The organism is Sphingomonas mucosissima, from assembly GCF_002197665.1.
In the GTDB taxonomy this organism is placed as follows: domain Bacteria; phylum Pseudomonadota; class Alphaproteobacteria; order Sphingomonadales; family Sphingomonadaceae; genus Sphingomonas; species Sphingomonas mucosissima.
In genome coordinates this window covers 114954-127487 of record NZ_NBBJ01000004.1, presented here as the reverse complement: position 1 = coordinate 127487, position 12534 = coordinate 114954, and the positions used below count along the sequence as shown (strand labels likewise).

At 66.4% G+C, this 12534-nt stretch carries 12 protein-coding genes; 4 read left to right on the top strand and 8 right to left on the bottom strand.

All coding sequences use genetic code 11. The annotated features are described in order from the left end of the window. Window positions 1–110 precede the first annotated feature (110 nt). The gene (locus tag SPMU_RS12500; RefSeq protein ID WP_088334245.1) at window positions 111–911 is read left to right on the top strand and encodes a DUF72 domain-containing protein; all 801 of its coding nucleotides are present in this window, start codon (window positions 111–113) and stop codon (window positions 909–911) included. Window positions 912–1387: 476 nt separating this feature from the next. Beyond that, complete coding sequence (locus SPMU_RS12495; protein ID WP_245833261.1) at window positions 1388–2350, top strand: glycosyltransferase; 963 nt, start codon at window positions 1388–1390, stop codon at window positions 2348–2350. Here SPMU_RS12495 and SPMU_RS12490 read toward each other — a convergent pair. The 8 genes from SPMU_RS12490 to SPMU_RS12455 form a co-directional block, all read right to left on the bottom strand. Next, window positions 2322–3059: a fatty acid desaturase gene (locus tag SPMU_RS12490; protein ID WP_088334243.1), complete on the bottom strand. Its 738-nt coding sequence runs from the start codon at window positions 3057–3059 to the stop codon at window positions 2322–2324. The two genes, SPMU_RS12495 and SPMU_RS12490, sit on opposite strands and share 29 nt — an antisense overlap. Next, the gene (locus SPMU_RS12485) at window positions 3056–3523 is read right to left on the bottom strand and encodes a sterol desaturase family protein (RefSeq protein WP_088334242.1); all 468 of its coding nucleotides are present in this window, start codon (window positions 3521–3523) and stop codon (window positions 3056–3058) included. The genes SPMU_RS12490 and SPMU_RS12485 overlap by 4 nt, the downstream gene beginning before the upstream one ends. Continuing rightward, window positions 3510–4535: a phosphatase PAP2 family protein gene (locus tag SPMU_RS12480; RefSeq protein ID WP_088334241.1), complete on the bottom strand. Its 1026-nt coding sequence runs from the start codon at window positions 4533–4535 to the stop codon at window positions 3510–3512. The genes SPMU_RS12485 and SPMU_RS12480 overlap by 14 nt, the downstream gene beginning before the upstream one ends. A gap of 163 nt (window positions 4536–4698) precedes the next feature. After that, complete coding sequence (locus tag SPMU_RS12475) at window positions 4699–5913, bottom strand: UbiH/UbiF/VisC/COQ6 family ubiquinone biosynthesis hydroxylase (RefSeq protein ID WP_088334240.1); 1215 nt, start codon at window positions 5911–5913, stop codon at window positions 4699–4701. 142 nt (window positions 5914–6055) lie between these two features. Beyond that, window positions 6056–6814, bottom strand: coding sequence for a peptidoglycan editing factor PgeF (pgeF, locus tag SPMU_RS12470; protein WP_088334239.1), 759 nt, complete (start codon window positions 6812–6814; stop codon window positions 6056–6058). Then, on the bottom strand, window positions 6811–7326 hold the full coding sequence (locus tag SPMU_RS12465) for a GNAT family N-acetyltransferase (protein WP_088334238.1): 516 nt from the start codon (window positions 7324–7326) through the stop codon (window positions 6811–6813). Before SPMU_RS12465 ends, pgeF begins: the two co-directional genes overlap by 4 nt. Further along, on the bottom strand, window positions 7323–8375 hold the full coding sequence (locus tag SPMU_RS12460; protein ID WP_088334405.1) for a class I SAM-dependent methyltransferase: 1053 nt from the start codon (window positions 8373–8375) through the stop codon (window positions 7323–7325). Before SPMU_RS12460 ends, SPMU_RS12465 begins: the two co-directional genes overlap by 4 nt. Before the next feature lie 104 nt (window positions 8376–8479). Beyond that, window positions 8480–9751 carry a PQQ-dependent sugar dehydrogenase gene (locus tag SPMU_RS12455; RefSeq protein WP_088334237.1) on the bottom strand — a complete coding sequence of 424 codons (1272 nt, stop codon included), beginning with the start codon at window positions 9749–9751 and terminating at the stop codon, window positions 8480–8482. A 290-nt stretch (window positions 9752–10041) separates the two neighbouring features. Between SPMU_RS12455 and SPMU_RS12450 the strand changes: the two genes are divergently transcribed. Both SPMU_RS12450 and SPMU_RS12445 read left to right on the top strand, forming a co-directional pair. Further along, a complete protein-coding gene (locus SPMU_RS12450; RefSeq protein WP_088334236.1) occupies window positions 10042–11136 on the top strand; it encodes an AI-2E family transporter in 1095 nt (364 codons plus the stop codon). A 152-nt stretch (window positions 11137–11288) separates the two neighbouring features. After that, window positions 11289–12440: a GGDEF domain-containing protein gene (locus SPMU_RS12445; protein ID WP_088334235.1), complete on the top strand. Its 1152-nt coding sequence runs from the start codon at window positions 11289–11291 to the stop codon at window positions 12438–12440. Window positions 12441–12534 lie beyond the last annotated feature (94 nt).

Here is a 12534-nt window from a genome sequence, read left to right as displayed (position 1 = left end):
CTGTCTCAGCGGTGCTGTCAGGAACAGTCAACTACCTGCACCAGCATGTTCTCCCCTCGCGGGTCGGTGTGCCTTTCGCCAGGCAGCGAGCGGGCTGCTACACGGCGCGCATGACATATGCACCGATTCGGGTCGGCATTGGCGGCTGGACCTTTGAGCCCTGGCGCGGGAGCTTTTATCCCGCGAAATGGCCGATCAAGCGCGAGCTGGAATATGCCAGCCGTCACGTCACCGCGATCGAGGTGAATGGCACTTATTACAGCGGGTTCAAGCCGGCGACTTTTGCGAGCTGGGCGCAGGCGGCGCCGGACGGGTTCGTCTTCACGTTGAAGGCGTCGCGCTTCTGCACCAATCGCAAGGTGCTGGCGGATGCCGGAGAGTCGGTCGCCAAGTTCGTGAGCCAGGGCATCGTGGAACTGGGCGACAAGCTTGGGCCGATCCTGTGGCAGTTCATGGCCACCAAGAAGTTCGAAGAGGCCGATTTCCGAGCATTCCTTGCGCTGTTGCCGCGCGAGAAGGATGGCGTAGCGCTGCGCCACGCGGTGCAGGTGCGGCACGAGAGCTTCGCCGTGCCAGGGTTCGTGGAAATGTGCCGCGAGGCGGGGGTGGTGATCGTTTATGGCGCATCGGCGGACTATCCCGCGATCGCAGATGTAACGGGCGATTTCGTCTATGCGCGGCTGGAGACTGCGCAGGAAAATGAGGCCGCTGGCTACGCCCCGGCGGCGCTCGATGGCTGGGCGGAGGCGGCGGGGACCTGGGCGGGTGGCGGTGCTCCGGCGGGGTTGCCCTATGTGGTCGAGACGTCGCCCGAGAAGAAGCCGCGAGATACGTTTGTGTTTTTCATCGCGGGCGCGAAGGTCAGAAATCCGCACGCGGCAATGGCGCTCATCGAGCGGTTGGCGACGTAGGGTAGGGGGCGTTCGTTAACGCCCAAACACTGCCACCAAAATCTTTTTAAAACCTTCTGCTTTCCGCCGTTCATTCACCCCTAGTGTGGACAAGGGTCGCTTGATTGAGTCGAGCACAGCTGCTGACGTGTTTTGCGCTTGCGTGCGGAAGAGGCACTGCGTCATGCTGACCGGAGATGCGCGGCAGTGGCTCTCTTCAGAACGGTCTTCCGACGGCAGGGCACCTCGCCATCATCACTGCACCGCTGCCAGGCCACCTCAACCCTCTACAGGTTCTGGCGAGAGAGCTGATCGGCCAGGGCTGGCGCGTGTCCATGGTGCACATGGAGGCAGCACGCTGCTTTGTGACGGACCCAGCTATCGGCTTTGTGGCCCTCCCAAGCGGGGGTGAGGCCACGTTCAGAGCTTATCTTCAGACTTTGGTGGCGCCAAACGGGCCCATTCGTCTGAACCGCATGATCCGCGCAACCGCTGCGATGACTGACGGCTTGCTGGCTGAGGGGCCGGCCGTGCTGGAGCGGATCGGCGTCACCGCCGTGCTGGCGGACGCGGTCGAGCCTGCCGGCCCGCTCATCGCGCAAAGGCTCAATCTACCTTATGCCGTCGCCATCACCGGCCTGCCGCTGCTTGGGGAAGTCGACGTGCCGCCACCCTTTCTCGGCTGGCGCTACCGCACCGATCGATGGGGAAGATTCAGGAACCGAGGCGGATATGCGGTGACCGATCTGCTGATGCGGCCGATCACCCGTGTGGTCGAGGCGCATCGGCGCGTGTGGGGCCTTGCAGAGGGGTTTTCGCCGCGCGTGCAGGTCGCGCAATGCCCGCGCGGTCTAGATTATCCACGGCGCTCATTGCCGCCGGAATTCCTATATGGATCACCGTGGCGGTCCAAGGAGACGGAAGAAACAGACCTGCCTGACGATGGGCGACCGTTGATCTTCTGCTCACTTGGAACGCTTCAAGGCTCACGTCGCGCTCTGTTCGCGACCATGGCTGAGGCCTGCGCAGCGATCGGCGCCCGGGCGGTGATCGGCCATGCCGGCGGCCTGTCGCAGGAAGAGGAAAGCGCGCTGCCGGGCGATCCGCTGGTGCGTGCCTTTTGGCCGCAAGCGGCGGTGCTGCGTCGCTGCTCGGCCGCAGTGCTGCATGGCGGGTTCAACTCGGTCCTCGATGCGCTGGCGGCCGGCGTGCCGATCGTGGCGCTGCCGATCGGCTTCGAGCAACCCGCAACCGCCGCCCGGCTCATCCGCGTCGGGGCAGGACGGATGCTATCCCCGCGCGGGCTCAGCGCGCGCGCGCTCGCTGACGCTTTGAGGGACGTGATCGATCGGCCAAGCTACGCGCAGGCCGCGCGCGGCCTAGCCGCCGAGATCGCGGCCGGGGACGGCGCAGCCGGCGCAGCTGCCGCCATTACCGCTGCGTTAGCTTCTCGCGCCTGAACGCGGGCAGCCGCCACCACGGCGTGCCCGGGCTGAGATGATGCTCGTGGTGATAGGCGCCGAAGTGAAAGCAGGTCATGAGAGACAGGAGCGGCTGCAGCGTGCTGCTCCGCGCATTATGCGCGTCGGCGAACGGCCGGTCGTCATGGCGGTGCGGCAGATAGGTGCCGAACACGAACAGCTGCCCCAGCGCGAGTAGCGCCGGGATCGCCCAGAAGACGACGATGTTGAGGAGCGACGCACCCAGCAGCAGATATACGATTGCCGCCACCGTGATGCGTCCTATCTGCCCGTGCGTATAATAGTTGCGAAAAAAGGACCCGAACCACGGCAGCGCACGACGAGGAGCGCCGACGTGAAAATCGGGATCACTTGCCGTGCCCGGGGCCGCATGGTGCGCGTGGTGCTTGGGCAACAGCGCGCCGTAGGACAAACCGGCGTAGGCGCCGAGGCAGAGCGTTCCCACGATCCTGTTCAACCTGGGTCGGCCAGGTGCCAGCGATCCGTGCATGCAATCGTGCGCGATGATGAACAACCCGGTGCTGAGCCACGCTTGCGCGAGGATGACGACCGGCGTCAGTAGCGCGGTGCTGAGGCTCCAGCGCCAAAAGAAGATGCCGCCGATATGCACGGCTGCCCATGCACCGCCGATCGCTGCGGCCAGCACCAAGCTATGCCGCGCACTAACCTTGTGCTCACCCCGGCTCATCGCTCGACACGTTCGGCTAAGCGGCGCTTCAGGCGGCTGGGATCGGGTGCGAACAGAAAACCGAAGCTGACGCCGCCTTCCTTGCTCTTGACCGCGTGGTGCAGCCGGTGCGCCTGATGCAGCCGCTTGAGATAGCCCTGGCGCGGCACCCAGCGCATGCCGAAGCGCTGGTGTACCAGCATGTCGTGCACGAAGGCATAGATCGCGCCATAGACGGTGATACCCAAGGCCATCCACCAGACCGGCTCCCACAAGGTGCCGACGGCGAACAGCGCAATTACGATCACAGCGAACGTCACTGCATATAGATCGTTGCGCTCGAAGGCGCCCTCGCGCGCCTCGTGATGCGAGCGGTGCCAGCCCCAGCCCCAGCCATGCATGACATATTTGTGCGTCGCCCAGGCGAAGACTTCCATGAACAACACCATGACCAGGACCAGCAGCAGTTTGTCATACCAGTTCATGGATCACCTCGGCACCGTGCTTGCGGCCAATACGGCTGGTCGTGCGCGGCGCAGGTGTAGCATGGATGCCGGATCGGCGCATCCGCTTGAGATCAGGCTCCTTCGCGGCCAGCGAGCGGGCAACTGCAAGCGAGAGCATCGCGAGCAGCAGACCCGCCAGCACATCAACAGCATAATGGCCGCCGAACAACGGCGTCGCCACGATCGTCAGCCCGGCCCAGATCGCTGCCGGAACCCGCAGCCGGCTGACCGGGTACAGCCCCCAGAACAGAATCACCGGAAGCGCCGCGTGATAGCTCGGGAAACTGACGATCCCGGTCATATGCGACATATCGATTTCTCGGACTGTGCCGTTGCGCAGAGCGAGGACCAAATCGCGGTCCTGCCATGCGACAGACGGCCATAACGCCCGGTAATGATCGGGATCGAACAGGTTGCCCATTGCCGGCAGCAACCCTGATAAGACGATCGTCACCGCGCCTGCGAGGATCGCAGCGGCAATCGCCGTGCGCAGCCGCTCCAGCTGGCCGATGCCAGCGAGCAACACGATGCATCCAACCATCTGCACCACGAGGCTGTAATAGGCTATGCCGGCGACCATAAGAAGCGGGGCCGGCAGCCGGTCGGCCGTGGCCAAGATCGCGGGCCACTCCAGCCCCAGCCGGGCATCCGCCGCGGCCAGCCACGCGTCCCATGACGGCTCGCCGCGCGCTGCCAACAGATAGGCGAGCACTACACCCAAGATGGTGAACAAGGTCATCTGCAGAAACGCGGTGGCGCCAGCTACCAACCGGTCGTCCGAGCGCGATCGCCCGATAGCCAGTGCTCCCGTAAGCACGGCCACCCCGAGCAAAGGTAGTATAGCGCGCGCCGGCAGGACGCTGAAACCCAAAGCGCGGCTTAGCAGCAGGCAAGCGAGCGCAAAGCTGCCGATGACGATCCAGGAAACCGCGTCGACCCGAGACGTAGTCGTTATCAGCAGACGCATAGCCACCCAACGCGAAACCGCCATGTCAGGTCCGCGCAGAGCAGTCGGTAGCAAGATTTACAGGTGCTGAAGGTAAGCGGGACGTCTGCTATTTACCCGGCCTCAGACAAGCGTCGCCGGCGCGTGTTGCAGCTGTAAATAGGGGATCAACGGCCTGATTTCGGCCTTCCCGCCCGCTGGTGCGGCTCTAGACCATTTGCCCCTGTAGCAGGCGGGGAAGCGCGCCGCTTTCGCCGCGCGCTTCGGCCATGAAACGGTCCTTCAGCGGCGGGATCGCATTGACTGCCGAAATGCCGAAGCGGCGCACGGCGCTGGCGGTGCGGCCGGGGATGCTGAACAGGCGGTTCAGGCTGTCGGTCGCGCCAGCCACCATCAGCGTGTCGAGGCTACGCCAGCGGCGGTAACGGTCGAGCAACTGCGCGTCGCCTGCCTCCAGCCCGAGGCGACGGCCGTCGACCAGCACCTCCACCAGCGCGGCGACGTCGCGGAGGCCGAGATTGAGGCCCTGGCCCGCGATCGGGTGAATGCCGTGGGCGGCGTCGCCGATGAGCGCGAGCCGTTCCGCGGTGATCGATGCGGCGTGGTGAAAGCCGAGCGGGTAGCTCGAGCGCGGGCTCGCCTGGTATAATTTGCCGAGAAAGCCGCCCATGCGCTTCTCCGCTTCGGCCAGAAAGGCGCGGTCGGAGAGTTTCAGCATCGCCGGGCCCTGTGCCTGCTTCACCGACCAGACAATGGCGCAGCGATGCCCGTGTTCGTCATCGACCAGCGGCAGGAGCGCGAACGGGCCCGAGGGGTAGAAGATCTCGAACGCGATATTCTCGTGCGACACCTCGTGGTGGAAGGCGCCGATGATCGCGGCATGATCATAGCGCCAATGCGCGGTGGTGATCCCGGCGGCGGCGCGTGTGGGCGAGTTCCGTCCCTCCGCCGCGACGAGCAGCGAGGCGGTGACTTCGGTGCCGTCGCTCAGCGTTGCGCGCACGCCGGTGGCCGAGCGCTCGACATTGGTTGCGCGGGTCAGCGGGCGGAAGTCGACGCCGCTTTCGGCCATCGTGTCGGCCAGCGCACGGCGCATCGCGCGGTTTTCATACATGGTGCCGAGCGCGTCATCGTCCTCATCCGGGATGAAGTCGAGCGCGCCGGGCTCCAGGCCGTCGCTCACCCGGATCTGCCGGATGGCGCAGCCTTGCCCGACCAGCCGTTCGGCAACCCCGATCGCCTCGAGCATGCGGTGGCTGGCACTGGCAATGGCGGAGGCACGGCCGTCGAAGCCGGCCGACAAGGTGACCGACGGATCGGCGGGATCGACCACGATGGTGGAGATGCCATGCCGATCGAGCGCGATCGCCAGTGTTGCACCGACCAGTCCGCCGCCAAGGATGAGTACGTCCGCGTGCTGCATATGCCTGGCCCTATCTACCTCATCGCGCGGCGCCTAGCTGACCTTTGGGGCGGCACGCCGAAGCGATGCGCCAGCCGCCGGAGGATTACGCCGCGTGTTTCGCCTGCTCTAGCGGCTGGCGGGCGAGGGCGAAAGCAGCGCCTTACGCCAGCCCGATGATCGCGATCTGGCGGCCATAATCGGGCTCGCCGCGGTGTGTCGCGCGGCGATAGCTGAAGAAGCGCGCTTCGTCGGCATAGGTATCGAGCCCCAGCGCCTCGATCCGCCGCACGCCGGCCAGCGCCAGCCGGTGGACCACATAGGCCTCCAGGTCGAACTGCGCATGGCCATCGCGCGCGTCGACGAAGAAGCGTTCGTTGGCGGGATCGTCCGCCTCGAAGCGGCGGCGGAAGTCCTCGTCCACCTCATAGCTCGGCCGTGCGATGCACGGGCCGATCGCGGCGGCGATGCGATCGCGCCGCGCGCCCAGACGCTCCATTGCGGCAATGGTGGAATCGGTGACGCCCCCGATCGCGCCCTTCCAGCCGGCATGCGCCGCGCCGACCACGCCCGCCTCGGCATCGGCGAGCAGGACGGGTGCGCAATCCGCGGTGAGGATGCCGAGCGCCAGCCCCGGCCGATCAGTAACCAGGGCGTCGGCGCGCGGGCGATCGGCAAAGGGCGCGTTGACCCTAATGCAATCTGCGCCGTGGACCTGAAAACAGGTAACGAGCGGGGCGCCGGGCAACACCGCCTCGGCGGCGCGGCGGCGGTTTTCCGCCACGGCTGCGGGATCGTCATCCGATCCCAGCCCCACGTTCAGCCCGCCATGCAGGCCTGCTGAAACGCCGCCGCGACGGCCGAGGAAGCCGTGCGCCACACCGCCGAGCGCTTGTGCGCGAATGACGTCCAGGTTGCTCACAGATCGCGCCTCATGATCAAGTCCCGGTCGATCTGCTCGCCCGTCTTGAAGGCATAGTCGCCGATATGGGTGAAGCCGTGTTTGGCATAGAAGGCGCGTGCGCGATCGTTTTCCTCCCACACGGTCAGTTGCACTGCCTGCAGATCACGGCGGCGGGCAAGCGCGCAGCACCAGTCGAGCAGGTGCGCGGCGACGCCGCTGCCGTGCGCGGCGGGATCGACATAGAGTTGGTGGAGGTGGAGCGTGCCCTCGGTCGGCACCTCGCCGTTGAAGAATGTCGGGCCGACCTTGCAATAGCCGATCACCGCGCCGCCTTCCAAGGCGATCTGGAAATCATAGGCCGGATCGGCAAGGTGCCGGCGCAGCGTTCCGGCGGGGCCATAGGCCTGCGCCACATAGGCGTCTATGTCCTTCGCGGGCGCCGAATGGCCAAAGGTGGCGAGCCACACGCGGCGCGCCATGGCGTCGAGCGCTTCCCCATCGGTGCTGACGGCATTGCGATAATCAATCATGCGAATCCTGCGGGCTCCGGCCAATCACGATGGCGCATGGCCAGCGCCTTGAACAGCGTGCCCATCGCCTCGACCAGCCGATCGCGGTCGGGTGCGACACGGGGCCCAAGCGCCGCCGCACGCGCATCGATGCCGAGGCGGGTAAGGAAGGTACCTTGCGGTACCGGGCCGGAGACGGCCGCGCCGCTGGCCCTGCCGACCATGCCCAGCGTGGCGAAGTCGACATGTGCGGTCAGGTCGCGATCGCCCGGCTCCTCAAAGGGATTGGCAAAGGCGTGGCCACGCACCGCCTGCAGCGTTTCGCCAAGCGCCGGGCCTTCATAGCCGTAATCGATCGCGAGCAGCGCGCCGCCCTGCGCAACGATGCGCGCGGCCAGCACGCGCATGATCCCGACGCTGGTCGGCGAAGTTTCGATGATCGCGCCGGGCGGCGCCTCGCGAAGATGCTCGGGGATCACGCTGTCGGGCACCGAAGCGCCGGCGATCGGCAGGAACAGCAGATCCTGGCACGCGACGATGCGCTCGTGCCAGCCGCTGCGCCCACGCACCAGCTGGCGGATCGGGAGCGCGTCGAAAAATTCGTTGGCGATGATGAGGAGCGGGCGATCGGTCGGCAGATCCTCGACATCGTCGTGCCAGGTAGCGCCGGGCACGCGCTCCGCCTGCCGGGCGCGCAGCGCCGGGCTGGTTTCAACGAAATGCACGGGCGGCGCGAAGCCGGCGCGCGCGGCGGCGCGCATCGCATCGACGGTCAGTGTGCCGCGCCCCGGCCCCAGCTCGACCCAGCGGACGTCGGGGCGACCGGCGCGATCCCACAGATCGGCCGCCCATAGCCCGATCAGCTCGCCGAACATCTGGCTGATCTCTGGCGCGGTGGTGAAGTCGCCATCGGCGCCCAGCGGATCGCGCGTGGCGTAATAATGCGTGTTGGCGGCGGCCATGAACTGGCTGACGGGGATGGGCCCGCCAAGCGTGACGGCGCGGGCCAACCGCTCGGGCAGGTTCCCTTCGCGCGACGCGGCGTGATCATGAGGGGGCGTGTTGGTCATGAGCGGCGCAGACATGCCCATGTGCCGCGTTTCCCGCAAGCAGCGTAGCGTGTTCGCCGCGCCGCTTGCGGCCGCTTGCCGCATGTGGCGGGAGGCGGTTTCCCTTACACCGTGCGGCGGACCAGCCAGATGGTATCGCCGGCGTCGTCGACGACGAATATCGCGCCATCTTCGCGCGTCTGCACACTGGCCGGGCGTCCGTACACGTCGCCCTTTTTCGCATCGGCCACGAAGCCCGTCAGGAACGGGCGGGGCTCGGTGGCGGGCCGGCCGGCGGCGAACGGCACCGCCAGCACGTCATAGCCGCTGAAGCTGGAGCGGTTCCACGATCCGTGGCGGGCGACATAGGCGATCTGTGCATCCGCCCCCTTGCCGAAGGCGAGGCCCAGCGCAGCAGCATGCGCGCCGACCGCGACATCGGGCATCAGCGTGGTCGCCAGCAGATCGCGCCGCTCGTTGACGTGACGCGGATCCTGTTTCCCGAAATAGCTATATGGCCAGCCGTAGAAGCCGCCCTCGCGCACGCCGACGAGATAATCGGGCGCGATATCGTCGCCGATCTCGTCACGCTCGTTGACGGCGGTCCACAACACGCCGGTGGTCGGCGCCCAGGCCATGCCGACGGGATTGCGCAGGCCAGACGCGTATAGCCGCTCGCGCCCCGTGGCGACGTCCACCGCGAGGATCGCGGCGCGGCGCTTTTCCTCCTCCATGCCATATTCACCGACGTTGGAGGCTGAGCCGACCGACACGTACAGCGTCCGGTTATCGGGGCTGAGCAGCAGGTTGCGGGTCCAATGGTTGTTATAGCCCCCCGCCGGCAGCGACACGAGCTGCCGGGGCTGGGCGGTGATCCGCGTCTGGCCGGGCTGATAGGGGAAGACGACCACGCCGTCGGTATTCGCGACGTATAATTTGCCATTGCCGTACTGGATGCCGAACGGCTGGTTCAGTCCTTCGCGAAGCACGAACCGCTGTTCGGCCACGCCGTCGCGGTTCGCATCGCGCAGAAGCGTGAGGCGGTTGGCGCTGAAACCAGTGGTCTTGGACAGCGCCTGCCCGCGCTGCACCTCCGGATCCGCATCCAGCTTGGGCTTGGTGCGGGCCTCGGCAACGATGACGTCGCCATTGGGGAGCAGGAGCGCCTGACGCGGATATTCCAGACCGCCGGCAAATTTCACCACCTCATAGCCGCGTGGTGCGACGGGCGTGCGCCCTTCCGGCCAGCCGATGGTGCGCGGATGGTTGATCACCGATTCGGTGGCGTAAGGCTCGGGCTGGGGCGACAGCCCGACGATCTTTGGCGATTGGGCTTGCGCGGACCCGGCTTGGACGGCCGCGGCGAGGAAAAGGGAGGTGAAGAGGCGCTTTGTCATGGTGTCTCCGGCTTCGTGAGGCGAAAACCATCCGAACCGGCCATCTTTCCGGCGTTCATGAAATGTAACCTGAGGAAGCTCGGCCCGCCGGGCGGGCGCGGCTGTCAAGGGCGGACGCGCTTGCGAACAGCGGCGTGCGATCGGGCATGACCAAGCCAGCTTTACAGCGGCGCGTTGTGAGGCAAGTACAAAAGCTGAGGACAGCTGGGCCGCCGGGCGGAGCAAAGCCGCCGCGCACCGGTTGGGCCTCAGCGAGCCCGGCCGAACGGCTCTTTTGAGGACAGCACCCGATGCCCATCAACCGCCACCGCGTCGAATCCGGCGGCTTTTTAGCGTTTCTGGTCCTGATCACGGTGGGGCTTGCGATGATCGTCGCCGGCTTCATCGGCTCGCTGTTGTGGGCAGCGCTCGCCGCGATCCTCTTCCAGCCGCTGTTTCAACGCTTTTTGACTGAGTGGCCGACCCGGCGCAACGCGGCCGCGGCGATGACCCTGCTGATCATCACGGTGGCGGTGGTGATCCCCGCCATAGTGCTGGCCAGCCTGATCATCGACCAGGCGGCCGGCGTCTACACGCAGATCCGCACCGGTCAGGTCGATTTTGCCGCCTATTTCCAGCAAGTTCATGACGCGCTGCCGGCTCGACTTCAGCGGTTCCTCGACTCGTCGGGGCTGAGCACGTTCGAACGAGCGCAGGCGCGGGCGTCGCGCGCGCTGGCGAGCAGCACGAGCCAGCTGGCGCAGCAAGCGCTGTCGATCGGCGCGAATGCGGCGGCCTTTGTGCTTGCCTTTGGCGTCGGCCTCTACGCCACCTTCTTTCTGCTGCGCGACGGCGACCGGATCGGACCCGCGATCGTCCGCGCCCTGCCGCTGGAGCCGGCAGTTGCGGAGCGGCTCAGCGCCAAGCTCCTCCTGGTGGTGCGCGCGACCATCAAGGGGTCGGGCGTCGTGGCGATCGTGCAAGGCGCGCTGGGGGCGATCACCTTCTGGATCGTTGGCCTGCCGGCCGCGCTGCTGTGGGGCATGATGATGGCGATCGCCTCGCTGCTGCCGGCGATCGGCCCTGCGATCATCTGGGGGCCGGTGGCGGTCTACCTGCTGGCCACGGGCGCCATCTGGCAGGCGGCGGTTGTTGTGGCGTCGGGCATGCTGCTGATCGGGCTGGCCGATAACATCCTGCGCCCCATCCTTGTTGGCCGCGATACCGGCATCCCCGATTGGCTGGTGCTGGTAACGACGCTCGGTGGCATTCAGATCATGGGGTTGAGCGGCATCGTGGTTGGTCCGCTAGCAGGCGCGCTGTTCATTACCGGCTGGCAGATCCTGACGGAGCAGCGCCTCGGCGGTCATGTCGAGCCCGAGCAACTGGAAGGTGATGATGGTTGATGCGGAACGGGGATATTCGCGGGGACCTGAGATCAACTGGCGGTATTTGCCGGCTCGGCCGACAAGTCTGACCCACATCATTCCCATCTCAGTAGCTTAACTCCTTTGTAGGCTCTTGTTGGCATGAGTGGAGCAGGCGAAAGGCTTATAAAGTGCACGGCCACTCTTATGCAAAGCTAGGAACGGCCGGGCTGGCGCTGCGCTGGCTTTTCGAGCCGGGCGGATACGTGGATCCGAGAGGGCGGGCCTTTCTGCTCGCGCATCTCCTCGATTCCACAACCGCTGTGATCATGGGGTCCTTTGGCGCGATCGTCATTGCCTCGGCCGCGTTGCTGCGCACCGGAGACCAGGTTTACGCGATCTTTTGCGCGCTGGAATTGGCGCTGATGGCAGCGCGCCTGTTCGAGTGGCGGGTCCGCACGGCGCGGATGAGGAATACGCCCGACTACGTCCCCAGCGTCGATCGCTCGGTTTTGTTGTCCACGGCATGGTGTGTGCTTCAGGGCGCCATGGCGTTCAAGATCATGTCGTCCGGCGATCTCGTGCTGAGCGTCCTTTCCACCGCGCTGGCGGTCGGCACGCTGGGGCCGATCTGCGCCCGCAACTATCCTGCGCCGCGACTCGCCTTTCTATTGGTGCTGATGTGCGACCTGCCGTTCGTGGCGGGTGCCGTCGCGTCGCGCGAACCTTGGCTGTTGCCGATCGTGGTGCTCACTCCGATGTTCCTGATCGGCGCGATGCAGATCATTCGCGCGTTTCACCGTTCCATGCTGCTGCTGATCGCCGCCGAAGCCAGGGCGCTTCACCTCGCGGAGCATGACGCACTAACCGGGATATTGAACCGCCATGGGATGGACAGTGCGCTGAGCCGGATCACGCCCAGCACGCACCGGAGCATGGCACTGCTCAGCATCGACCTCGACGGGTTCAAGCAAGTAAACGATCGACATGGCCATGGGGCGGGCGACGTGCTGCTGATCCAGGTCGCCGAGCGCCTGGCGAGCCAATTGCGCGCCGAGGACTTGCTCGCGCGCGTTGGCGGCGACGAGTTCATGGTGGTGGTGCGGGACATCGGCGCCGAGCGCGCGGCGCCGCTGGTCGAACGGCTGATCGAAGCGATCGCCGGCGCGCCGTATGAGATCGGCGACGGATCGCTGGTCCAAGTCGGCGCCAGCATTGGCTTTGCCTGCCTGCCAGAGGACGCCGCCGGGACGGTCGAGCTGCGGACGCGTGCGGATCTTGCGCTATATGCGGCAAAAGGCGCGGGGAAAGGCGTCGGGCAGCGCTATCGACCGCAGCTTTGACGGTGCGCGCCGATGAGCGGCGCTGCCCGCCCGCTGGCTCGCGACGCTGATGCCGGGCGAGCGCGTGGCAGCGGCGGTTTGTCGGCGCCGCTCG

What these genes read in the sequence shown, in the direction of transcription:
- SPMU_RS12500 (WP_088334245.1), top strand. Translation starts at nt 111, where the DNA reads ATGACATATGCACCGATTCGGGTCGGCATTGGCGGCTGGACCTTTGAG.
- SPMU_RS12495 (WP_245833261.1), top strand. Translation starts at nt 1,388, where the DNA reads ATGACTGACGGCTTGCTGGCTGAGGGGCCGGCCGTGCTGGAGCGGATC.
- SPMU_RS12490 (WP_088334243.1), bottom strand. Translation starts at nt 3,059, where the DNA reads ATGAGCCGGGGTGAGCACAAGGTTAGTGCGCGGCATAGCTTGGTGCTG.
- SPMU_RS12485 (WP_088334242.1), bottom strand. Translation starts at nt 3,523, where the DNA reads ATGAACTGGTATGACAAACTGCTGCTGGTCCTGGTCATGGTGTTGTTC.
- SPMU_RS12480 (WP_088334241.1), bottom strand. Translation starts at nt 4,535, where the DNA reads ATGGCGGTTTCGCGTTGGGTGGCTATGCGTCTGCTGATAACGACTACG.
- SPMU_RS12475 (WP_088334240.1), bottom strand. Translation starts at nt 5,913, where the DNA reads ATGCAGCACGCGGACGTACTCATCCTTGGCGGCGGACTGGTCGGTGCA.
- SPMU_RS12465 (WP_088334238.1), bottom strand. Translation starts at nt 7,326, where the DNA reads ATGATTGATTATCGCAATGCCGTCAGCACCGATGGGGAAGCGCTCGAC.
- SPMU_RS12460 (WP_088334405.1), bottom strand. Translation starts at nt 8,375, where the DNA reads ATGACCAACACGCCCCCTCATGATCACGCCGCGTCGCGCGAAGGGAAC.
- SPMU_RS12455 (WP_088334237.1), bottom strand. Translation starts at nt 9,751, where the DNA reads ATGACAAAGCGCCTCTTCACCTCCCTTTTCCTCGCCGCGGCCGTCCAA.
- SPMU_RS12450 (WP_088334236.1), top strand. Translation starts at nt 10,042, where the DNA reads ATGCCCATCAACCGCCACCGCGTCGAATCCGGCGGCTTTTTAGCGTTT.